Origin of the sequence: Nocardia sp. CC213A (assembly GCF_030766805.1) — a bacterium.
GTDB lineage: Bacteria > Actinomycetota > Actinomycetes > Mycobacteriales > Mycobacteriaceae > Nocardia > Nocardia otitidiscaviarum.
Window position 1 is genome coordinate 53,414 of the sequence record NZ_JASFXA010000026.1, and the last position, 22,232, is coordinate 75,645.

The following is a 22,232-nucleotide window of genomic DNA, read 5'->3' on the forward strand; positions in this document are numbered from 1 at the left end:
GAGCGCGCTGACAGGGGAATCGATGGCCGTATCCGCACACCGTTCGACGGCCACGGGCCGGGTGGGTGGCGAGTCGGTTTTCGAGCCGACGGCAAAGCAGTTGAAGCAGCTGTTGTTTCGACGGGATGGGTTGTTGCGCGCGCCCCGGGGTGCGGTGGGCGTGGGTGCGGCACTGGGGGAGGTGGGGGCGCTGCGGGTGGAATCCGCTGCGGCGTTGCTGCGTAGGCGAATGGAGCTGCTGCATCACCTGAGCGGTGGAGAGCGGCGGCGGGCGGTGACGGATGTGCGTGCGCTGCTCGACTCGTGGAGTGCGGTGCGGGGGTTGGGGTTCGCGGCCGAGGTGTTGATGCGGGCGGTCACCGAGCCGTCGTGGGTGCGTCCGCCGCAGTGGGACGCACGGGGCGAGGTGCGGGAGATGCGGGCGGTGTCGGGGGCCTTGCGCAACCGCCTCGCGGGGTGTTCGGAGGAGGAGTTGGTGGCGGCGGTCGCCGTGCTGGACCGGTATCGAGGGACGTCGCGGTGGGCGCGCGTGGTCACGTCGGTGTTGTTGCCGTCGCGGCGGGAGTGGGTGGCGGCGGATATCGAGGAGGCGGTGGCGGCCGGGTCCACGGGGGATGCGCGGCTGCTCGTCGACGCGGCCTGGTCGGTGGCGCAGTTGCGGCGCTTGAATTCGCTGTTCACCGGATATTGGTACGGCACCGAGGGGTTGGCCATCGATACGCCCGGGATGGCGATCACCGTGGTCGACGGGGTTGGGTTCGAAGTGGTGGAGATGCTGACGCACTGGTTCGACCACCCGGGTACCACGCAGGCGCTGCGCGTTCCGATCGCGGACGCGCTCGGCGTGATACCCACGGATGCCGCGTTCGCGGCGCTGGCCGCCCGCATTCTCCGCCCGCCCGCGCTGGCCGCCGTCCGCGGCGCGGCCGCACGCTTCCCGATGCGGGCCCTGCGCCTGCTCGACCCCGGCACCCACGGCGACATCCTGCGCGAGCACATTCACGGTCACCCCGAGCTGGCGCGGCAGCTGAGACCCGAACTTCCCACCACCACAGCCGAACTCATCAACAGCGAACTGGGCCGGATGGCTTCTCAACCCACCACCGACGAGGTCGGGATACCCGGCATACTGCGGAATCCGCCCTGGCAGAACCGGAAACGCGGCAAGGCCGCCGCGGTGGTGCCGGAACTCGCAGCGCCCACCGAACCGTACTGCGCATGGCTGCCGGGTGAACGCGAGGAATGGCGGAACCTGGTACGGCCCGACGACTACGCGGATCTCGACAAGACCCTCGAGCGCCGCGCCGACGGCACGCTCACCGAGCAGGTTCTGGGCGCGCTGGTGCTCGCGGGCCCCGAGCGCGCCCTGCCGATACTTGCCGCCTCCCGGCTGCGCTGGCTCTACGGACCGTCGAAACAGGTCAAGGCCGCCATCGCGGCGTTCGAAACCGCCGCCTACCCGATGGTCGTGGCCGCGGCGCGCGAGTATCCCCACGATATGGAGGACGCGATCGTTCCCTACGCGGGCACGGAACTGATCGACCTCGCGATCACCCGCCTGGACCGGCGCACCCTGCGCCCCGGGGCACTGCGCTATCTCCGCCGCCATGCCCACCACGTCGCCCGCGTGCTGATCCCTCGTGCCGTCGGGTCGGCGGCAAAGGACCGCCGCCTAGCCACCCGGGTCCTACGACTACTGGCGGCACACGGCCACGACGGCGACATACACGGCGCCGCAGCGGAATACGGCGACAAGACCACGGCGGCGGTCGCGGCGCTGCTGGCGGCCGATCCCCTCACTCTGCTGCCCGCCCGGCTCCCGGCGGTTCCGGCCTGGATCAATACGGCCGCACTTCCTCCGGTGCGTACCGCCGACGGCGCGACCCTCCCAGCCGCCGCGGTGGAGAATCTGCTCGTCATGCTCATGCTGGCCGACCCGTTCGAGCCGTATGCCGGTGTGGCACAGGTGTATCGGCACTGCGATCCGGCATCGCTGGCCGACCTGGCATGGGAACTGTTCTCGCAGTGGCAGCGGGCGGGTGCGCCCACCCGGCACAGCTGGGTGTACGACGCCCTCGGCTCCTTCGGCGATGACGACACGGTGGCCGCGCTGCTCAACCACGTCCGCGCCCATCGTTCCGATCCGCGCTCGGTGTCGGCGCTGGACGCCTTCGTCGCCATCGGTTCCGATGCCGCGCTGCTGGCATTGCGGCATATCGGCGAGAAGGTCAAGACCACTCGCGTGCGCGAGGGCGCGAAGGAGCGCATCGAGGCGGTGGCGGAGCGGCTCGGGCTCACCGCCGATCAACTGGCCGATCGCCTGGTGCCGGATCTGGGGCTGCGCGCGGACGGCACCGCCGTCCTGGACTTCGGACCGCGACGGTTCGTGGTCGGCTTCGACGAACAGCTGCGCCCGACCGTCGCCACCGCCGACGGCACCCAGGTCCGCTCGCTGCCCAAGCCCGGAGTCCACGACGACCCGGAGCGAGCAGCGCAGGCCCACAAGGATTTTCGCGCGCTCAAGAAGAACGCGCGGACGATCGCCACGGATCAGATCCGCCGCCTGGAGCGGGCCATGGTGGTCCAGCGCCGCTTCACCGTCGACGAACTGCACACCCTGTTCATCGGCCATCCCCTGCGCTGGCAGGTGACCCGCCGCTTGGTCTGGGGCGTCTACGAGGGTGATGCGCTGACGACCACCTTCCGTATCGCCGAGGATCGCGGCTTCGCCGACAGCGCCGACGACGGGATCACCCTCACCGACGATGCGGTGCTGGGCGTCGCCCATCCGCTCCGGTTTCCGGGTGAGCTCACGTCCTGGCGGGAGATCTTCGCCGACTACGAACTCCTGCAACCCTTCCCCCAGCTCGACCGGGAGACCCACGCGCTCCCCACGAACCTCCGCGACCGCGACGTGCTCGGCGGCGCGGGTGCGACGGTCGAGGGGCCGCGCCTGCTGGGGCTGGCGTCACGCGGCTGGCTCCCCCCGGAGACCGGCGACGGCGGCTACATCGACAGCTTCGAGAAACCGCTGCCGCACGGCCGCGTCCTCCACCTGAGCTGCGACCCGGGCCTGCCGACCTGGGATCTGAACGGTTCGCCGAAACAGTCCATCGAGGTGCGTCTGCATCCGACCCGCTCGACGTCCGGCGGCATCACCTTCGGCGACCTGGACACCGTCACCGTGTCGGAAATCCTGCGCGATATCGCCTGGCTGCGGCATGAGCGCCACTAGCGAACGGTCATAATCCCTGCATGGGTGACCCGAGGCGCGTCCGGTGACGGCGACGGCGGTGGCGGTGCTGGTCGCCGGCGTACTGATCGCGGCGGCCGTCGTGGCCTGGCCGCGCACCCGCCGCACCGTGACCACCTCCGCCGAACGCGCGGTGCACAGCACCCTGCACACCGCTTCCCTGGCCGCGAACGCGCTGCGGCGGGGCCTCACCGAGGAGTCGGCCAGCGAGGCCGCGCCGCACCTGCGCACCCTGACCGCCGCCGACGGACTCGGTATCGCCGATCCGGAGGGGCAACTGCTGGCGTGGGACGGCGGGCACGCCGACCTCGCCGACCGGTTCACCGAGGCGGCCCGGCGCGCGGTGGACGGGGAACGCCGGGTGCTGGATGCCGGACCCGAGAACGGGGCCTATCCGCGCCGCATCCTCATCGCGCAGCCGCTGCTGATCGACAGCACCGGCCCGGTCGGGGTGCTCGGCGTCGTCACCACCGTGCAACCCGAGCCCGGTATGCTCGGCGCGCTCGCCGAGGTGGCCCGCTATGTGTGCGGGCAGCTGGAATTGGCCGAACTGGACGCGTCCCGCGCCCGCCTCGACCGCGCCGAGGTCCGTGCCCTGCGCGCCCAGATCAGCCCGCACTTCATCTACAACGCCCTCAACACCATCGCCTCGTTCGTGCGCACCGACCCCGCCCGCGCCCGCGAACTCATTCTCGACTTCGCCGACTTCACCCGCTATTCCTTCCGGGCGGCGGGCGAATTCACGGTGCTGTCGGACGAGTTGAGCAATATCGACCGCTACCTCGCCCTCGAACGCGCCCGCTTCGGCGACGCCCTCCAGGTACGCCTCCGGATCGCCCCCGAGGTGCTCGGGGTGGTCCTGCCCTTCCTCGCGCTGCAACCCCTGGTCGAGAATGCCGTCCGGCACGGTCTCGCGCCGCGGCCCGGTGGCGGCACGGTCAGCATCGTGGCCCTCGACGAGGGCACCGACTGTGTGATCAGCGTGGAGGACGACGGTGTCGGCATGGACCCGGAGCTACTGCGCTCCGGCGCTCTGGATGCCGTCGAATCCGGTTCCCGCACCGCCGGTTCCGAATCCGCTCACGTCGGCCTGGCCAATGTGGACGACCGTCTGCGCGCCGCCTTCGGCAACGACTACGGCCTGGTCGTGGAGACCGCACCGGGCGCGGGCACCAAGGTGAGCATGCGGGTGCCGAAGTTCCGCGCGGGCATCCGCGCGTGATCCACGGACCACACCCTTGCCTCATCGTCTCAGACAGCTTACTTTGAGGGGCACAACGAAGTGAGACGGGTATGGGTGAGACAACAGGGCCACAGTACGAGGTCGCGGTCATCGGCGCGGGCCCCGGCGGTATCGCGGCGGGAGTGACGCTGCGCCGCGCTGGAATCCACGATTTCGTGGTGCTCGAACGCGCCGACGAGGTGGGCGGCAGCTGGCACGAGAACCACTATCCCGGTCTGGGCGTGGATATCCCGGCGCTGGCGTACCAGTACTCCTTCGCCCGCAAGGCCACCTGGAGTCGGATCTTCCCGCGCGGCGAGGAGGTCAAGCGCTACCACGTCGAGGTTGCCCACCGCTTCGGCGTCCACGAACGGGTGCGCTTCGGCGCGGAGGTGCGGCGCGAGGAATGGGATGACGCGGCCGGGCACTGGAACCTGCGGCTCGCCGACGGTTCCACCGTGACGGCCCGCTTCGTGATCAGTGCCGTCGGCGCGTTCGTCCGCCCCCGCGAGGATGTGGGTATTCCGGGCGCACGGTCGTTCCAGGGCACGGTACTGCGCCCCAGCAGTTGGGATCACGACTACGACCTGTCCGGTAAACGAGTCGGCGTCATCGGCACCGGCGCGAGCGCGGTGCAGATCATTCCGTCCATCGCGCCGCGGGTCGAGCGGCTGACCGTCTTCCAGCGCACACCGGTCTGGGCACTGCCCAAACCCGATATGGCGATTCCGGCTCCGGCACAGCGGATACTGGCGATTCCCGGTGTACAACCGCTGCTGCACGGTACCGCGCTGGTGGCGGTCGACCTGGTGCTGCGCACCGCGGTGAGCACACCGAGCCGTATCGCCCGACCCGCCATGGACCGCTTCGACGCGAGCTGTCAGGCCCTGTATCGGCGCTATCTGGCGCGCGTGGTCCCGGAGGCCGCCACCCGGGAACGCCTGACCCCGAACTTCGGCGTGCTGGCCAAACGTCCCACCCTGTCGAACGACTATCTGCGGACCTACAACCGGGACAATGTCGACCTGGTGACGGAACCGATCGAGAAGATCACCGCGACCGGCGTTCGCACGGCCGACGGCACCTCGCACCGGCTCGACGCGCTGGTGCTGGCGACCGGGTACGAGGTGTTCTCCGATCCGGAGACCTATCGGCCCGGAACCGTAGTGGGCCGCAACGGCTTCGACCTCGCGACGTTCTACCGGGAGCAGGGCTTGCAGGCATATCAGAGCGTCTCGGTGCCCGGGCTGCCCAACCGCTGGACATTGGTCGGCCCGTATTCGTGGACCGGTTCGGGCTGGCACGCCTTCGTGGAGATGACCGCCGATCACGCGGTCCGCGCGATCGGCGAGACCCGCCGCCGCGGTGCGGCCTGGTGCGAGGTGCGCGGCGACGTCGCGGACGCCTATCACCGCGCCATCCACCGCCGCGGCGCGTCGCTGCGCTACTACCTGGCCGAACTCAACGGACACGTGCCCACCTACTATCGGAACTCCCAGGGCGACAGCACCTATGTGCGGCCGTCCGGATTCTTCGAGGCCCGGCGCGGCAACCGCCACTTTCCACTCGATGACTACCGCTACGGCAGGTCCACGGCGCGGGCCGAGACGGCCTGAGCACCGTCGGACGGCCCCGGCGCGATCGACTCCACGGATAGTGCCGGATTCGCGGGGTTCGCCCGTGATGCCCGGCCGGTGGCCTACGATGACCCGATTGTGACCCCGACCAGCGACAGCGGACCGGGCGCGCTACGCGTGCTGGCCGTCGACGATGAGCAACCGGCCCTGGATGAGCTGGTCTATCTGCTGCGCGCCCAGCCGGATGTGGGCGAGATCCATCGGGCGGGCGATGCCACCACGGCGCTGCGGCTGCTGCGCGCGCATCCGGTGGACGCGGTCTTCCTCGACATCAATATGCCCGGACTGGACGGGATGGAGTTGGCGGGCATCCTGTCGGCCTTCGCCGACCCGCCCGCGGTGGTGTTCGTGACCGCACACGACGACCGCGCGGTGGCCGCGTTCGATATCGGGGCGACGGACTACCTGCTCAAACCGTTGCGGGAGGCTCGGCTCGGCGAGGCGGTGCGGCGTCTCGCGGCCGCCCGGGCGGATCGGCCCACTCGCGCCGATCCGGACGAGGTGCTGCCGGTCGAACTCGGCGGAGTCACCCGGCTGGTGGAGCGGTCCACCGTGAGCTGGGTGGAGGCCGAGGGCGACTACGCGCGGCTGCACACCGCCAGCGGGTCGCATCTGATCCGGATTCCGCTCTCGGAACTCGAAGCACGCTGGCGGGAAGCCGGTTTCGTACGGATTCACCGCTCGTATCTGATCGCGCTGCGCATGGTGACCGGCCTGCGCACGGTCGGCACCGGCACCGTGGTGTGCCTGCGCGCGGAGGGGTCCGCCCCGGCCGTGGAGCTGCCGGTGAGCCGTCGCCAGGTGCGCGATCTCAAGCAGCGGCTCATCCGCCCGCGAAAGCCCGTCCGATGACCGGCCCGCAGCGGCCGGTGCGGCAGCGGGTGGTGCTGGCGCAGCGGCGCGGGGCACGCATGGTGCGGACGCGGGTGGAGGTGGCCGAGCAGACCGAGATCGGTGCGGCCATGATCGACGGGCTGATTCGGGCGCAGTTCGGGCTCGCGGTGCGGACGGGCCTGGTCGTGGTCGCGGTGCTGGGCGCGCTGCCCGTGCTGTTCGCCCTCGGCGTGGGGTCGACGGTGGTGCTGGGCATCCGGCTGCCGTGGCTGCTGCTGGGTGTGCTGTCCACTCCGCTGCTGTACGCGGCGGGCCGGGTGTATCTGCGGCTGGCCGATCGCAATGATCAGGACTTCGCCGAACTGGCCGAGGACTGAGGGTGGACACCGCCCCGGCCTCCGGGCTCACCCTCGCGGCACTGGTGCTGGTGGCGGTCGCCACGGTCGCCATCGGCGCGCTCGGCGTCCGGTTGGCCCGCACCACCTCCGACTTCCTGGTCGCCTCGCGCGGTGTGGGATCACGGCTCAACGCCGCCGCCATCTCCGGTGAATACCTGTCCGCCGCATCATTTCTCGGCGTCGCGGGACTGATCGCCAAATTCGGGGCCGACGCCCTGTGGTATCCGGTGGGATTCACCGCCGGATATCTGGGCCTGCTGCTGTTCGTGGCCGCGCCGCTGCGCCGCTCCGGCTCCTACACGGTGCCCGATTTCGCCGAGTTCCGGCTCGGCTCGCTGCGCCTGCGACGGTTGGCGGCGCTGATCGTGGTGCTGGTGTGCGCGCTCTATCTGATTCCCCAATTCCAGGGCGCGGGGCTGACGCTGCGCATCCTGCTCGGCGTGCCGGGATGGGTGGGTGCGGCCGCGGTCGGCGTGATCGTCATCGCCAATGTGACCGCGGGCGGGATGCGCTCGATCACCTTCGTCCAGGCGTTCCAGTACTGGCTCAAACTCACCGCGGTAGCCCTGCCCGCGCTGGTCCTGCTCGTGCACTTCCTCGGCGACCACCGCGAATTCGGCACGCCCGCACCGCCCACGGTCAGTCAGCGCACCACCGTGGATGTCACCACGGCGGTCACCGTGCGTATGCCCACCGACGCACCGCAGGTGACCTCGATCCAGGGCACCCTGGACGGGCGCGCCGTGCACGGCCTGGTCACCCTCACCCCGGGTGAACACACCCTCGGCGCGGACACCACGGTCGTGCTCGAGCCCGGCGACACCGTGCCGGTCGTGGTCGGCGCACCCGCCGACGGCGCGGACTGGGTGCGGGCGGGCGGCGGCTTCGGCGGGCCGCATCCGCTGTACGCGGTGTACTCGCTGATCATCGCGCTGTTCCTGGGGGCCATGGGATTACCGCACGTGCTGGTGCGCTTCTACACCAATCCCGACGGTCGCGCCGCCCGCGCCACCGCGCTCGCCGTCATCGCCCTGGTCGGCGTGTTCTATCTGTTCCCGGTGCTGCTCGGCGCGCTGGCACGGCTGTACGTGCCGCAACTGCTGCTCACCGGCACCTCCGACGCGGCGGTGCTGCTGCTGCCCGGCGCGGTGCTGTCCGGACTGCCCGGAAAGCTGTTGGCCGCCTTGGCCGCCGCCGGCGCGGTGGCAGCCTTCCTGTCGACGTCGTCCGGGCTGCTGGTGAGTATCGCGGGCGTGCTCAGCACCGATGTGCTGCGCGGGCGCATCCGGGATTTCCGGGTGGCCGCGCTCATCGGCGGCGCAGTGCCGCTGGGCCTGTCGTTCGGTGTCGCGACCCTCGATGTCTCCCGCACCGTGGGCCTGGCCTTCTCCCTGGCGGCGTCGACGCTGTGCCCGCTGCTGGTGCTGGGCATCTGGTGGCGCGGACTCACCGCGACGGGCGCGGCGGCCGGTCTGGTCATCGGCGGGCTCACCGCGGGCGGCGCGACCGCGGTCTCGGTGCTGGGCGGGATCAGCGACACCGCGGCGAACGGCTGGCTCGCCGCCATCCTGGGATATCCGGCGGCCGTGAGCGTTCCGCTCGCCTTCCTCACGATGATGCTGGGCAGCAGGCTGACTCGCGGCCAGTCGGCGCGCGAGGTGGCCCGCATCTTCGTCCGCATGCACGCTCCCGAACGCCTCGGCATGGGCGCGGACCGCGAGCGCGGCCTGCACTCGGCATGATCGCCGCGCACCGCTGAGCGGCCCGCCGCGCCAACCGTTCGTCGCGACGCAGCGACCGCTCACCGCACGATCGCGCGGGTTCACCGAGTGACCCAGGCCACACCGTGTTCCAGCCCCCGACCGCTCGTTACGGTTCTGGCGAAGTAAGCCACATCACACGCTAGGACTCTCCCATGAGCAGTACCGATCTCGACGACGGTACGCGGCCCGGCCGCGTACCCACCGCCGAGGACTTCGTCGCCGCCCAGGCCAGCCCCGAATTCCAGGAGCTGCGAACTCGACTGCGGCGCTATGTCTTTCCCATGACGGCGCTGTTCCTCACCTGGTACCTGATGTACGTGCTGCTGGGCGCGTACGCACACGACTTCATGGCCACCGAGGTGTTCGGCAATGTCAATCTCGGTCTGCTGCTCGGCCTCGGCCAGTTCGCGTCGACCTTCCTGATCACCGGCCTGTACGTGCGGTTCGCCAATCGCGAACTCGACCCGCGCGCCGCCGCCATCCGCAACGAACTCGAGGGAGGCCCGGCGTGACCAGCTATCTCGCCGCCACGACGGTCGGCAATCCGGCCGCCAATATCGCGATCTTCGGCCTGTTCGTGGCCGTGACCATGATCGTGGTGATCCGCGCCAGCCGCAACAATGCCAGCGCCGCCGACTATTTCACCGGCGGCCGCGGCTTCTCCGGCCCGCAGAACGGCATCGCCATCGCCGGTGACTACCTGTCGGCGGCCAGCTTCCTCGGTATCGCGGGCGCCATCGCCGTCTACGGCTACGACGGCTTCCTCTACTCCATCGGATTCCTGGTGGCGTGGCTGGTCGCCCTGCTGCTGGTGGCCGAAATGCTCAGGAACACCGGCAAATTCACCATGGCCGACGTGCTGAGCTTCCGGCTGAAGCAGGGCCCGGTGCGCACCGCCGCGGCGCTGACCACCCTGACCGTGTCGCTGTTCTACCTGCTGGCGCAGATGGCCGGCGCGGGTGGCCTGGTGGCGCTGCTGCTGGATGTCACCTCCGAGGCGGGCCAGGCCCTGGTGATCGCCGTGGTCGGCATTCTCATGATCGTGTACGTGCTGGTCGGCGGCATGAAGGGCACCACCTGGGTGCAGATCATCAAGGCGGTGCTGCTGATCAGCGGTGCGGCGTTCATGACCGTGCTGGTGTTCGCCAAGTTCGGCTTCAACCTCTCCGAGATCCTGGGTTCCGCGCAGCACACCGTCTCCGAATCCACCAATGCGGGCGTGGCGGCGCGCGATGTGCTCGCCCCGGGCGCGCAGTACGGCGGCAGCGAGCTGTCCAAGCTGAACTTCCTGTCGCTGGGTCTGGCACTGGTGCTGGGCACCGCCGGTCTGCCGCATGTGCTGATGCGCTTCTACACGGTGCCGACCGCCAAGGAGGCGCGGCGCTCGGTGGTCTGGGCTATCGCCCTGATCGGCGCGTTCTACCTGTTCACCCTGGTGCTCGGCTACGGCGCGGCGGCGATCGTCGGCCCGGACAAGATCCTCGGCGCGGCGGGCGGCCAGAACTCGGCGGCTCCGCTGCTCGCCTTCGAACTCGGCGGCGTGCTGCTGTTGGGCATCATCTCCGCGGTCGCCTTCGCCACCATTCTGGCGGTGGTCGCGGGCCTGACCATCACCGCGTCCGCGTCCTTCGCCCACGACATCTACGCCGGTGTCATCAAGCGCGGCAATGTCGATGAGACGAAACAGGTTCGGGTATCGCGGATCACGGCGGTGATCATCGGTCTGCTCGCCATCGGGCTCGGCATTCTCGCCAACGGTCAGAACATCGCCTTCCTGGTGGCGCTGGCCTTCGCGGTGGCGGCCTCGGCGAATCTGCCGACCATCCTGTACTCGCTGTTCTGGAAGCGCTTCAACACCACCGGCGCGCTGTGGAGCATGTACGGCGGCCTGCTCTCCACCATCGTGCTGATCGTGTTCTCCCCCGCCGTCTCCGGCTCCAAGTCGGCCATGCTGCCGTCGATGAGCTTCGACTGGTTCCCGCTGTCCAACCCGGGCATCGTGTCGATCCCGCTCGCCTTCGCGCTCGGCATCGTCGGCACCTTCGTGGGCCGTGACAAGGAGGATCCGGTCAAGGCCGCCGAAATGGAGGTGCGCTCGCTCACCGGTGTCGGCGCCGAGAAGGCCGTCGTGCACTGACCGCCCGTCCCGGGCTCGCTCTCTCGTCATGTCAAGGAGTATCGAATTGTCCAGCAGTGTCACCCATTCCGAGGTCTACCCGCCCAGCGCCGAGTTCGCCGGGGCAGCCCATGCCGACGCCTCGCTCTACGAGCGGGCCGACGCCGATCGGCTCGGCTTCTGGGCGGAGCAGGCGCGGCGACTGCACTGGGATCAGCCGTTCGACCGCGTACTGGATTGGGATGACGCGCCGTTCGCGAAGTGGTTCGCCGACGGCACGCTGAACGTCGCCTACAACTGCGTGGACCGGCACGTGCACTCCGGACACGGCGATCAGATCGCCATCCATTGGGAGGGCGAGCCCGGGGACTCCCGCGACATCACCTATGGCGAGCTACTGGCCGAGGTATCCCGGGCCGCGAACACACTGGCCGGGCTCGGGCTGCGAGCCGGGGACCGCGTGGCCATCTACATGCCGATGGTGCCCGAGGCCATCGTGTCCATGCTGGCCTGCGCCCGACTCGGACTGACCCACTCCGTGGTCTTCGCCGGCTTCTCCCCCACCGCCCTACGCTCCCGCGTCGACGACGCCCAAGCCAAACTGGTCATCACCACCGACGGCCAGTGGCGACGCGGCACCGCCGCCCCGCTCAAGGCCGCCGTCGACGAAGCCCTCGCCGCCGACGGCGGCGCGACCAGCGTCGACCACGTCCTCGTCGTCCGCCGCACCGGCATCGACGTCCCCTGGACCGACGGCCGCGACCTCTGGTGGCACGACACCGTCACCGACGCCTCACCCGAGCACGAGGCGCAGCCCTTCGACGCCGAACACCCGCTGTTCATCCTCTACACCTCCGGCACCACCGGCAAACCCAAGGGCATCCTGCACACCAGCGGCGGCTACCTCACCCAAACCTCCTACACCCACCACTACGTCTTCGACCACAAGGCCGGCCAGGACGTGTACTGGTGCACCGCCGACATCGGCTGGGTCACCGGCCACTCCTACATCGTGTACGGCCCCTTGGCGAATCGGGCCACCCAGGTCGTCTACGAGGGCACCCCCAACTTTCCGAACGAACACCGGCATTTCGAGATCATCGAGAAGTACGGGGTGACGATCTACTACACCGCCCCCACCCTGGTGCGCACCTTCATGAAATGGGGCCGCGAAATCCCCGACGCCCACAACCTGAGCTCCCTGCGCCTGCTCGGCTCGGTCGGCGAACCCATCAACCCCGAAGCCTGGCGCTGGTACCGCGAGGTCATCGGCGGCGACACCACCCCCATCGTCGACACCTGGTGGCAAACCGAAACCGGCGCCATCATGATCTCCCCGCTGCCCGGCGTCACCACCACCAAACCCGGCGCCGCCATGCGCCCCCTGCCCGGCATCTCCGCCACCGTCGTCGACGAGGACGGAAACGCGGTCGCACTCGGGGAATCCGAGGCCAACGGTTACCTCGTGTTGGATGAGCCGTGGCCGTCGATGTTGCGCGGCATCTGGGGCGACAACGAGCGCTACCGCGACACCTACTGGTCCCGCTACCGCGAGCAGGGCTGGTACTTCGCCGGGGACGGCGCGAAACTCGACACCGACGGCGACCTGTGGGTCCTCGGCCGCGTCGACGACGTCATGAACGTCTCCGGCCACCGCATCTCCACCGCCGAGGTCGAATCCGCCCTCGTCGGCCACCCCGCCGTCGCCGAGGCCGCCGTCGTCGGCGCCTCCGACGCCACCACCGGTCAGGGCATCGTGGCCTTCGTCATCCTCACCGCCGAAGCCACCGACACCGGCGCCGACCTGGTCACCGAACTCAAAGCGACCGTGTCCCTGGAGATCTCGCCCATCGCCAAACCCCGTGACATCCACATCGTGCCCGAGCTGCCCAAGACGCGGTCCGGCAAGATCATGCGCCGGCTGCTGCGCGATGTCGCCGAGGGCCGCGAACTCGGCGACACCTCCACCCTGGTGGACCCCACCGTGTTCGAGGCGATCGCACGCCGGTGATCGCCGGATCGGTCGGCCCGGTTGCGATGAGGGGACCGGGCCGACCGATCACACATCCGAACGAACGTGTCACCGAGGCACGTTAGTGTGCGTGCCGTGACCACCGGTTCCACCCAGCATCTACAACGCCCGGCCGCGGAACTCCGCTGGGCCGACGACCTGACTCGGCTGCGCGAGCAGGACACCGCGCCGCGGCCACCGGGCTGGCAGTTGAGCGTCGACGCCGCCAAGCGGTTCATCGTGGGCGACCCGACGCTCGGCATCGGCCGCAAGTTCGTCGGCGACGCCTCCCTGGTGGACCGGGCGCTGGTCTCCCTCGCCACCACCCGCGGACTGTTGCTCACCGGCGAGCCGGGAACCGCCAAATCGCTACTCTCGGAACTACTTTCGGCCGCCATCTCGGGTGATTCCACACTCACCGTCCAGGGCGGTGCGGCCACCACCGAGGACCAGATTCGCTACGGATGGAACTACGCGCTGCTCGTCTCCGAGGGGCCGTCCGAGCGGTCCCTGGTGCCCGCGCCCATGCTGCGCGGCATGCGGGAGGGCAAGATCGTGCGCTTCGAGGAGATCACCCGCTGCCCCCTGGAAGTGCAGGACTCGATCCTGTCGCTGCTGTCCGATCGGGTGCTGGCGGTGCCGGAGCTCGGCGAGATGGTGTACGCGGTCGCGGGATTCAATGTGATCGCCACCGCCAACACCCGCGACCGCGGCGTCAATGAGATGAGCGCCGCGCTGAAACGGCGGTTCAACTTCGAAACCGTCTTCCCCATCACCGATTTCGACGCCGAACTGGCGCTGGTGGAGGCGGAGGCGCAGGCGCTGCTGCACCGTTCCGGCGTACCGCAGGCCCCACCGCGCGACGTACTCGCGGTGCTGGTCACCACCTTCCGGGAACTGCGCCGCGGCGCGACCGACGCCGGTGACGCCCTGGACCGCATGTCCGCGGTCATGAGTACCGCCGAGGCGGTGTCGGTGGCCCATGCCGTCGGCCTGCGCGGCTGGTTCCTGCGCGGCGAGGCCGGAGACGCCGCCGATATCGTGCACTGCCTGGCCGGAACCGCGGCCAAGGACGACCCGGACGACCTGGCCCGGCTGCGCCGCTATCTGGAGCAGCAGGCCCCACGCAAGTCGGGAAAGGCGTGGAAGTCCCTGCACGACGCGCGATTCCAGCTACCGGGCTGAGCCGGATGACGGGGGATGCGGCGCGGGTCACCTTCATCGGTGTGCGCCACCACAGTCCGGCCTGCGCGCGGCTGGTGCGCGACACCGTGCGCGCCCTGCGCCCGGCGTATGTGCTCATCGAGGGGCCGGTCGATATGAACGACCGACTCGACGAACTGCTGCTCGGGCACCAACTGCCCATCGCGGTGTTCTCCAGCTACCGGGACCGGACCACCCGGCACATGTCCTGGGCTCCGCTGTGCGACTACTCCCCCGAGTGGGTGGCGCTCACCGAGGGCCGGGCCGCCGGGTCCGTGGTGCGGTTCATCGATCTGCCCGCCTGGCACAGCGCCTTCGCCGACACCGAGAACCGGTACGCCGACGCCGAACGCCGCTACGACCACGCGGTGACGCGGCTGTGCCGGGAGTTCGCGGTGGACAATATCGACACGCTGTGGGATCACCTCGTCGAAATCGGGGACGACGCCACCCTCGCCGAACGGTTGGCCGCGTACTTCGATCTGGTGCGGGGCGACGACGAGGCGGGCGCGGGCGACGTGCAGCGCGAGGAGTACATGGCCCGCTGGATCCACGCCGCCGTGGACGCGGCGAACCGCGCGGCCGGAACGCGACCCGCACCCATCGTGGTGGTCACCGGCGGCTTCCACCGGCCCGCACTCGCGCGCCGCCTGGACGAGCACCTGCTTTCCGCGCGCACCGCTCCATCCAACTCCCCCTGGCCGCACGTACCACCCTTTCCCGGGGACGGTGTCGGCGGCAGTTACCTGGTGCCCTACAGCTTTCGCCGACTGGACGCCTTCGACGGCTACCAGTCCGGCATGCCGTCGCCGGAGTACTACCAGCGGCTCTGGGAAGACGGGCCGGAACAGGCCGCAGAGGACATCACCCGCGCCGTGGTGCGGCGGCTGCGGGAGCGGGACCAGCCGGTATCGACCGCCGCTCTGATCGGCGCGCGCACCCTCACCGGCGGTCTGAGTCGCCTGCGCGGACACCGATCGCCGTCGCGCACGGATGTTCTCGACGGCCTCGCCGGGGCGCTGGTCACCGAGGCGCTCGACCGCCCGCTGCCGTGGACCGGTCGCGGACGGCTGCGTCCGGGCACCGATCCGGTGGTGGTCGAAATGGTGGCCGCGCTGTCGGGTTCCCGGACCGGGCGGCTGCACCGGGACACCCCGCATCCGCCACTCGTGCACGACGCCGACAGCGAACTCGCCCGCCACGGCATACCCGAGCGGGGAGAGTACGAACTCGATCTCGCCACCGACTCCGGCCTCGCGGCCAGCCGAGTGCTGCACCGGCTGCGCGTACTCGACATTCCCGGGTACCGGCGTACGAGCGGGCCGCTGGTCGGGCGGCCACCGGACCCGCGCGAGGTATGGCGCGTCACCGCATCACCGCTGCGGCTGCCGATGCTCATCGAAGCCGGTTCGCTCGGCGCGACCTGCGCCGAGGCCGCCGCCACCCGGCTGGGTGAACGGTTCGACGCGGCCGGGTCCGATACCGGCGGCCTCGCCGAGGTGCTGTTCGACGCCACCCTGTGCGGGCTCGCGGAACTCGGCGACACGGTGGTGGACCGAATCCGCGGCCTCATCGAATCCGCCGGTGACACCGCCGGTCTCGGACAGCTGCTGGCGGTCACGCTGAGCCTGTGGCGACACGACCGGATCTTCGGCACCGCGCACTCCCCCACCCTGGCCGCGCTCATCGACGCCGCCGTGCTGCGACTGCTGTGGCTGATCGAGGCGGTCCGGGGCGGTCCGGCACCCGCCGACGACCGGATGCTGCACGCCCTCATCGCCATTCGTGACACCACCCGGCACGCACCGGCCGTGCTGAGCGTCGACCGCGCGGATATCGTCGGGGTCTTCCGGCGCGGTGCCGCACCCGATCGGCCGCCCGCACTGCGCGGCGCGGCGGTCGGCCTGGTCGCGGCGCTGGCACCGGACGAAACCCTCGATGTGGCGCGGGCCGTCCGGCTGGCCGGGCAGCCGGAAGTCCTGGGCGACTTCCTGGCCGGGCTGTTCGCACTGGCCCGCGAACAACTCCTCGACACCGACGCGCCGCTGCTCGCGGTGCTCGACGAACTCGTCGACCGGTTCGCACCGCCCGACTTCCTCGCCGCTCTGCCCGCGCTGCGCCTGGCCTTCGCCTGGTTCCCGCCCCGCGAACGCGCCCGCGTCGCCACCCGGTTGCTGGCGGCACGGGGCGCGGACGCCGCCCCGGCGACGCTGCTGCGCCTCGATGCCGATGCGGGGCTGCTGGCCCGAGCGCGGGCGCTGGAGGCGCGGGTGGACGAACTGCTGACCGAGCACGCACTGCTCGCGAATCCGCTGGGGAGCGGCGATGACTGAACTCGATCCGACACTGGAACGGTGGCGGCTCATTCTGGGCGAGGCGGCGTCGGGCCTCGTCCGCGATGCCGCGCTCAGCGCCGCGACCGCCGGCCAGGACGCGGCACTGGCCTGGCTCTACGACCGCGACGAGGAACTCGATCGGCGCGGTATCCGTCGCCAGGGCGGTGACGGCCCCGCCATCGTGCACGCCGTGGACTGGCTCGACGACATCCACCGGCTCTTTCCCAAAACCACCGTCGAGCGCCTGGAGCGGGACGCGGTGCAGCGCTACGGATTACACGACGTGCTCACCGATCCCGAGGTGCTCGGTCGGCTGGAGCCCAATGCCGAGCTGCTGGGCGCGGTGCTGCGCACCAAGCACCTCATGAATCCGGAGGTGCTGCGCATGGCGCGGCGCATTGTCGAGCAGGTGGTGCGCGAGCTCATGGAACGACTCGCCACCGAGGTGCGCACCACGATGCTCGGCGCCCGCTCGCGCCGCCGCGGCCGCATCCCCCGCGCCGCCGACTTCGACTTCCCGACCACGGTGCGCGCCAACCTCGCCCACTACCGGCCCGAACAGCGACGGCTCTATGTGGAGACCGCGCACTTCCGGGCACGCACCCGCCGCCATGTGGACAACTGGCAGGTCATCCTGCTGGTGGACCAGTCCGGTTCCATGGTCGGCAATGTCATCCACTCGGCGGTCACGGCGGCCTGCCTGTGGGGCTTGCCCGGCCTCGAGACCCACCTGATCGCCTTCGACACCGAGGTCGTCGACCTCACCCGCGATGTGGACGATCCGGTCGAACTGCTGATGAAGGTGCAGCTCGGCGGCGGCACGGACATCGCCCGCGCGCTCGGCTACGCGGCCCAGCTGGTCGAGCACCCGCGCCGCGCCGTCATCGCGGTGATCAGTGACTTCTACGAGGGCGGCAACGCGGCGTGGCTGGTGCGCACGGCGGCCGCCCTCGTCGCGGAGGGGACGACGGTGCTGGGGCTGGCGGCCCTCGACGAGCAGGCCGATCCGGTCTTCGACCGGGAGCTGGGGCAGCGGCTGGCCGATGTGGGCGTGCACGTGGGGGCGATGACGCCCGGTGAACTGGCCGCCTTCATCGCGGAAACGATCGGATAGTCCATGCGCGCGGACCTGCTGGCCCTCACCGACGACTCCCTGATCAGCCTCGCCAACCGGGGGCTTCTCAAGCGCGCGGCCAAGGAGAACGCCGCCGCGCCCCCGGAACTCACCGAATCCGCCGACGGCACCGTGGCGGTCACCTTCGCCGACGGCGTGCGCACCACCCTGCCGCCCGATACGACCCTGGAGCTGTCGTCCTGCACCTGTGCGGCGACGACGGTGTGCCGGCACCGGGTGCGCGCGGTGCTCGCCTATCGCGCGTACGCCCAAACCTCCGAGCCCACCGCGGAATACGCCCGTGCCGACACACCGGAGGCCGCCGTCTCGTGGTCCCCGGCGGAGTTCACCGACGAACAGCTGCGCGACCTGGTGGGTGCGCGCGCCTTCGCGGCCGCCGGTCGTGCCCGCCGCGCCGGGTACCGCGCCCGGGTGCGCCGGGCCACCACGCACGATCCGGTGCCGTCGGCCGAATTGTCCGCTGTCACCGTGCGATTCCTCGTCCCCGGTGACCTGGCGTACGCCCGCACCGATGCCGCCCGCGGGGCGCGTGCCGATGCGATCGTCCTGGCGGTGTGGGCATTCCGGGCCGCGGACGCGGTCGATACGGTTGACGAGACCGTGGAGGTCACCGTCGGTGACCACGCCGACGGCACTGCGGCGGGAGCGGCGGCGAGTGCGGCCGCGGCGGTGCTGACGCCCCTGGCCGAACTACTGGAAGATGGTGTCGCCCATGCCGGTCCGGCGCTCCCGCAGGTGTTCGCCGGCGCGCATCGCGCCCTCGACGCCGCCGGGGCGCGCTGGCCGCACGACGCGCTCACCGAACTGCTCGACCAGCTCGCCGCCTACCGCGATCGCGCCGCGCGCCACGATCCCCTGCGCACCGCCGCGCTGATCGCGGAATTGGTGGCGCGACAACGCGCCGGTGCCCGCGACCCGGTGGCGGTCCTCGGCACCGAGGAGGCCGCGCGGACCCCGCTGCGCCACCTCCGCCTCACCGGTTTGGGCGCGCGCGTCCACGGTGATGACGAATCCCGCTGTGTGGAGGTCTATCTCGCCCACCCCGAGGCGCGCATCGTCCTCACTCTCCGGCATACGATCGCCGTCCGGGAGGGCGCCGTCCCGCCGACCGCCGCCGCCCTCGGCGCGCGCCGGGCGGGCACGTCCCGCCTGCGCGAGCTGGCCGCGGGCCATATCGTCACCGAATCCGCCGTCCGCTCGGCGAACCGCGGCGTGCGCCTGGCCACCGGCCGCGTGGCGCGGACCTCGGTGCTGCCCGCCACCGGCGACTGGGACACGCTGCCGCCCGACCTTCTCGTCACCGACCTCGACGCCGAGGCCGCACGCCTGGCCGCTCTGCCGCCCACCGTCATCCGCCCCCGTGTCCGCGGCGAATCGGTACGTGCCGTCGCGGTCGAACGCATCGACGCCATCCACTACCTCCCGGACGAACAACGCCTGGAGGCGACCGTGCACGCCCCGGCGGGCAGGGCCACCGTCACCTTCACCCACACCGCCGCCGCCCCCGGCGCACTGGACGATCTCACCCGCACGCTCTCCGGCGACGCGGGTCCGATTCGCTTTCTCGCCGGAACCCTGGAACGCCACCACGGCCGCCTCACCCTGGACCCGACCGCCGTCGTCGCCGCAGCGGCGGTCGTGGTCCCCGCCTTCGCCACCACCGACCACCCGACCCCGTCGGGAGCCGCACTGCCCCAACCAGATCCACTCGCCGCCGTCCTCACCACTGCCCTCGCCCTGTCCGCCGAACTCCCCCACCGCGGCCTGCGACACCTGCCCCCGACCTGGTCCGCCCGCGCCGCCGACACCGCCGCCACCCTCCGCCGCCTCGGTCTGTCCGGTGCGGCCACCGCCCTGGATCGCCTGTGCCGCACCCTCACCCACCCCGGCCACGCCGCCCTCGACCAGTGGGCCGACACCCACCTGCGGCTCCTGGTCACCGTGGAACGGCTGTAGCGCGACGCCGACCGATAGGGTGCCGTGGCACGATCCACCTCCGATACCGCTGCTGAGCGTGTTGGCACATCGTGTCGATGGAGTCGCGCCCGGAGTGCGCCTCGGTTCCCGGTGATGTCGGTCCCCGCACCTGCTGGGACCCGGTCCGCAACCCCTGCCTTGATACGGCCCTGAGCATGATCTTCGGCGTGGCCGGTTGGGCCGTGCGGTCGGCCGTCGTCGCGGTGACACATGCGAAATGCGATGCGGGCCGCCGCTGAGGAGGTGACGGCGCTCGCGCCGAGCCGTGAGTCGGGCAGAATGTGCGGAGTCGGGGCGCGATCGGATGGAGGGACTGCGATGCGGATTTCGGTGGCGGCGGATGAGAACACCGGGGTGGCCGCGGCGGTGGTCGAGGAGTTGCGGCGGCGCGGGCACGAGGTGATCGCGCACGGGGCGCTGGCACCCGAGGAGCGCGACGACTGGGCGTGGGCCAGTGAGGCGGCGGCGCGGGATGTGGCCGAGGGCCGAGCCGAGCAGGGCGTGGTCTGCTGTTGGACGGGCACCGGGGCCTCGATCGCCGCGAACAAGGTGGCGGGGGTGCGGGCAGCGCTGTGTGTGGACGCCTACTCCGCCGACGGGGCGCGCACGTGGAACGACGCGAATGTGCTGGCGTTGAGCCTGCGGCTGACCTCGCGGGCACAACTCGACGAGATCCTGGACGCCTGGTTCGCCGGAGCGGCCAGCGCCGACCCCGGCGACCTGGCCAATATCGCGCACGTGGACGCCATCGAGTGACTAGCCGTTGGCAGCGAGATTCCCGTAGGCGGAACGCAATTCGCGTCTGAGGATCTTGCCGCTCGGATTCTTGGGCAGGGCGTCGGCGAGCACGACGTACTTGGGCACCTTGTACCCGGCCGGGCGCTGTCGGCAGCGGGCGATGAGAGACTCGGCGCTCGGCCGGGCGCCGTCGCGGGGGTGCGACGACCGAACAGCCGGATCTCGTTGGCGCCCAGCAGTTTCACCGCCGTCTCGGCCTCCTGTAGTTGATCGGCACCGAGATCGCGCCCGGCCGTGCCAGCGCGAAGTACAGCAGCACGAACTCCCGGCAGTTGTGCGCATCGAGGGCGGACAGTCTCGCAGAGTAGGACCTTCAGTGCGCCGGCCGGTGCCGCCACCGCGCGCAACTGCCCGCGTAGTAGGGCAGGTGGTCGTCGGCGAACGCGGTGGCCGACCAGTCCGACGCCAGCGCCTCGGCCGTCCACACATAGGTCCACGCGGCATGCGCGGTCTCGCCCGTGCGAACGAAGACCGGCCGCAGTTCGTATTCGTCGTCCTCGAAGTCGTCCAGCATCCGCCACTCGGCGGCGGTGAGTCCGCGCAGCACCGCGCCGCGGGTCACCGCCCCGGCGGCGGTGACGAGTCCGGGATACACCCGGCCGGGCAACGCCGCCGCGCGCCGCCCCGACACCCGCGCGGCGTCGAGGTGCGGTGCGCGGCCCAGCAATTCGACCAGCACCTCCGGAAACATCAAGGTGCCGTAGACGAACAGCGGATCACTCGGCACCGGCAGCCGACGGGCCGGGGGCGTGCTCACGCGTTCACCGCTGATTCGCGAACGGCGCGAACAGGGCCGGATCGTGCGAGTTGACGATGGTGATCTCGTGCCCGTGGTCCCGCTGCAATTCCCGCAGCCGCCTCTGGTTCTCGCGATACGCGCCGCCGAGGATCGACCCCAGTTCGTAGGTCCGCCACAGCAGCGGGGTATTCGGTTTCACCGGGTCGATGGAGCTGCCCACGAAGAACGCGTCCCCGGCGTGCAGCAGCCAGCCGCGACCGGAGTCGACCGCGACGCCCACGTGGCCGCGGGTGTGCCCGTGCAGCGGCACCACCAGGATCTCCGGCGGCAGGCCGGGCAGATCCCGCACCGTCTGGAAGCCGAACCACGGCTGCCCGCCCTCGATCTCGTTCACCATCCACTTCGGGCCGTGCGCCCACTGCGCCGCCCGGTACCGCAGGCGCTCACCCATCGCCCGCCGGGTGGTCGCGGCCCGGAACTCCGGACCGTGCACATGCACCGTCGCCTCCGGGAAGTCCGACAATCCGCCCGCGTGGTCGAGATCCAGGTGCGTGAGGATGATGTGCCGCACGTCGCGCGGGTCGTACCCCAACCGCTGGATCTGGCGGATGGCCGTCGCCTCCTGCCGCAGCTTCACACCCAGCATGAACCGGGTGGGACCGATCATCCGCTCGGGGTACCGCACGCAGTCCAACCCGTAGCCGGTGTCGACGAGAACGAGCCCGTCACGCTTGGTTTCGATGAGCAGACAATGGTCGACCATGCCCATGGACATGGTCCCGCAGTCGAGGTGATGAATCCGCACGTGCC

General features: G+C 70.8%; 16 protein-coding genes. 14 read left to right on the forward strand and 2 right to left on the reverse strand.

Features of this window, described 5'->3' with window-relative positions; all coding sequences use genetic code 11:
* Window positions 1-22 precede the first annotated feature (22 nt).
* The 14 genes from QJS31_RS33210 (at window position 23) to QJS31_RS33275 (ending at window position 20,641) form a co-directional block, all read left to right on the forward strand.
* Window positions 23-3,235, forward strand: coding sequence for a DUF4132 domain-containing protein (locus tag QJS31_RS33210; RefSeq protein WP_306358595.1), 3,213 nt, complete (start codon window positions 23-25; stop codon window positions 3,233-3,235).
* 43 nt (window positions 3,236-3,278) lie between these two features.
* Complete coding sequence (locus QJS31_RS33215; RefSeq protein WP_282779103.1) at window positions 3,279-4,475, forward strand: sensor histidine kinase; 1,197 nt, start codon at window positions 3,279-3,281, stop codon at window positions 4,473-4,475.
* A gap of 71 nt (window positions 4,476-4,546) precedes the next feature.
* Window positions 4,547-6,091 carry an NAD(P)/FAD-dependent oxidoreductase gene (locus QJS31_RS33220; RefSeq protein WP_306358596.1) on the forward strand — a complete coding sequence of 515 codons (1,545 nt, stop codon included), beginning with the start codon at window positions 4,547-4,549 and terminating at the stop codon, window positions 6,089-6,091.
* 99 nt (window positions 6,092-6,190) lie between these two features.
* Window positions 6,191-6,964, forward strand: a complete 774-nt coding sequence (locus QJS31_RS33225; protein WP_282779101.1) for a LytTR family DNA-binding domain-containing protein — start codon at window positions 6,191-6,193, stop codon at window positions 6,962-6,964.
* Complete coding sequence (locus QJS31_RS33230) at window positions 6,961-7,323, forward strand: hypothetical protein (protein ID WP_029924004.1); 363 nt, start codon at window positions 6,961-6,963, stop codon at window positions 7,321-7,323. The genes QJS31_RS33225 and QJS31_RS33230 overlap by 4 nt, the downstream gene beginning before the upstream one ends.
* 2 nt (window positions 7,324-7,325) lie before the next feature.
* Entirely contained in the window at window positions 7,326-9,086 is a 1,761-nt protein-coding gene (locus QJS31_RS33235; protein WP_282779099.1) for a cation acetate symporter, read from the forward strand.
* Window positions 9,087-9,259: 173 nt separating this feature from the next.
* The gene (locus QJS31_RS33240; RefSeq protein WP_282779097.1) at window positions 9,260-9,619 is read left to right on the forward strand and encodes a DUF485 domain-containing protein; all 360 of its coding nucleotides are present in this window, start codon (window positions 9,260-9,262) and stop codon (window positions 9,617-9,619) included.
* The gene (locus QJS31_RS33245; RefSeq protein WP_282779095.1) at window positions 9,616-11,244 is read left to right on the forward strand and encodes a cation acetate symporter; all 1,629 of its coding nucleotides are present in this window, start codon (window positions 9,616-9,618) and stop codon (window positions 11,242-11,244) included. The genes QJS31_RS33240 and QJS31_RS33245 overlap by 4 nt, the downstream gene beginning before the upstream one ends.
* A gap of 46 nt (window positions 11,245-11,290) precedes the next feature.
* Complete coding sequence (acs, locus tag QJS31_RS33250; RefSeq protein WP_372341763.1) at window positions 11,291-13,234, forward strand: acetate--CoA ligase; 1,944 nt, start codon at window positions 11,291-11,293, stop codon at window positions 13,232-13,234.
* Between the two features lie 96 nt (window positions 13,235-13,330).
* Window positions 13,331-14,419, forward strand: a complete 1,089-nt coding sequence (locus QJS31_RS33255) for an AAA family ATPase (protein WP_282785402.1) — start codon at window positions 13,331-13,333, stop codon at window positions 14,417-14,419.
* A gap of 5 nt (window positions 14,420-14,424) precedes the next feature.
* On the forward strand, window positions 14,425-16,770 hold the full coding sequence (locus QJS31_RS33260) for a DUF5682 family protein (RefSeq protein WP_306358598.1): 2,346 nt from the start codon (window positions 14,425-14,427) through the stop codon (window positions 16,768-16,770).
* Window positions 16,763-17,887 (forward strand): VWA domain-containing protein, encoded by a 1,125-nt coding sequence (locus tag QJS31_RS33265; protein WP_282786529.1) that lies wholly within the window; start codon window positions 16,763-16,765, stop codon window positions 17,885-17,887. The genes QJS31_RS33260 and QJS31_RS33265 overlap by 8 nt, the downstream gene beginning before the upstream one ends.
* A 3-nt stretch (window positions 17,888-17,890) precedes the next feature.
* Window positions 17,891-19,864: a hypothetical protein gene (locus QJS31_RS33270; RefSeq protein WP_306358599.1), complete on the forward strand. Its 1,974-nt coding sequence runs from the start codon at window positions 17,891-17,893 to the stop codon at window positions 19,862-19,864.
* Window positions 19,865-20,203: 339 nt separating this feature from the next.
* Window positions 20,204-20,641, forward strand: a complete 438-nt coding sequence (locus tag QJS31_RS33275) for an RpiB/LacA/LacB family sugar-phosphate isomerase (protein ID WP_282785793.1) — start codon at window positions 20,204-20,206, stop codon at window positions 20,639-20,641.
* A 355-nt stretch (window positions 20,642-20,996) separates the two neighbouring features.
* Here the strand turns inward: QJS31_RS33275 and QJS31_RS33280 are convergent, their stop codons facing one another.
* Both QJS31_RS33280 and QJS31_RS33285 read right to left on the reverse strand, forming a co-directional pair.
* Window positions 20,997-21,440 carry a gamma-glutamylcyclotransferase family protein gene (locus QJS31_RS33280; RefSeq protein WP_282785794.1) on the reverse strand — a complete coding sequence of 148 codons (444 nt, stop codon included), beginning with the start codon at window positions 21,438-21,440 and terminating at the stop codon, window positions 20,997-20,999.
* A gap of 4 nt (window positions 21,441-21,444) precedes the next feature.
* Window positions 21,445-22,227 carry an MBL fold metallo-hydrolase gene (locus QJS31_RS33285; RefSeq protein ID WP_282785795.1) on the reverse strand — a complete coding sequence of 261 codons (783 nt, stop codon included), beginning with the start codon at window positions 22,225-22,227 and terminating at the stop codon, window positions 21,445-21,447.
* Window positions 22,228-22,232: the final 5 nt, after the last annotated feature.

Bases quoted from the DNA above. Each gene is read 5' to 3' on its own strand.
- QJS31_RS33265 (WP_282786529.1), top strand. From the start codon at position 16,763: ATGACTGAACTCGATCCGACACTGGAACGGTGGCGGCTCATTCTGGGC.
- QJS31_RS33275 (WP_282785793.1), top strand. From the start codon at position 20,204: ATGCGGATTTCGGTGGCGGCGGATGAGAACACCGGGGTGGCCGCGGCG.
- QJS31_RS33270 (WP_306358599.1), top strand. From the start codon at position 17,891: ATGCGCGCGGACCTGCTGGCCCTCACCGACGACTCCCTGATCAGCCTC.
- QJS31_RS33260 (WP_306358598.1), top strand. From the start codon at position 14,425: ATGACGGGGGATGCGGCGCGGGTCACCTTCATCGGTGTGCGCCACCAC.
- QJS31_RS33230 (WP_029924004.1), top strand. From the start codon at position 6,961: ATGACCGGCCCGCAGCGGCCGGTGCGGCAGCGGGTGGTGCTGGCGCAG.
- QJS31_RS33220 (WP_306358596.1), top strand. From the start codon at position 4,547: ATGGGTGAGACAACAGGGCCACAGTACGAGGTCGCGGTCATCGGCGCG.
- QJS31_RS33240 (WP_282779097.1), top strand. From the start codon at position 9,260: ATGAGCAGTACCGATCTCGACGACGGTACGCGGCCCGGCCGCGTACCC.
- QJS31_RS33210 (WP_306358595.1), top strand. From the start codon at position 23: ATGGCCGTATCCGCACACCGTTCGACGGCCACGGGCCGGGTGGGTGGC.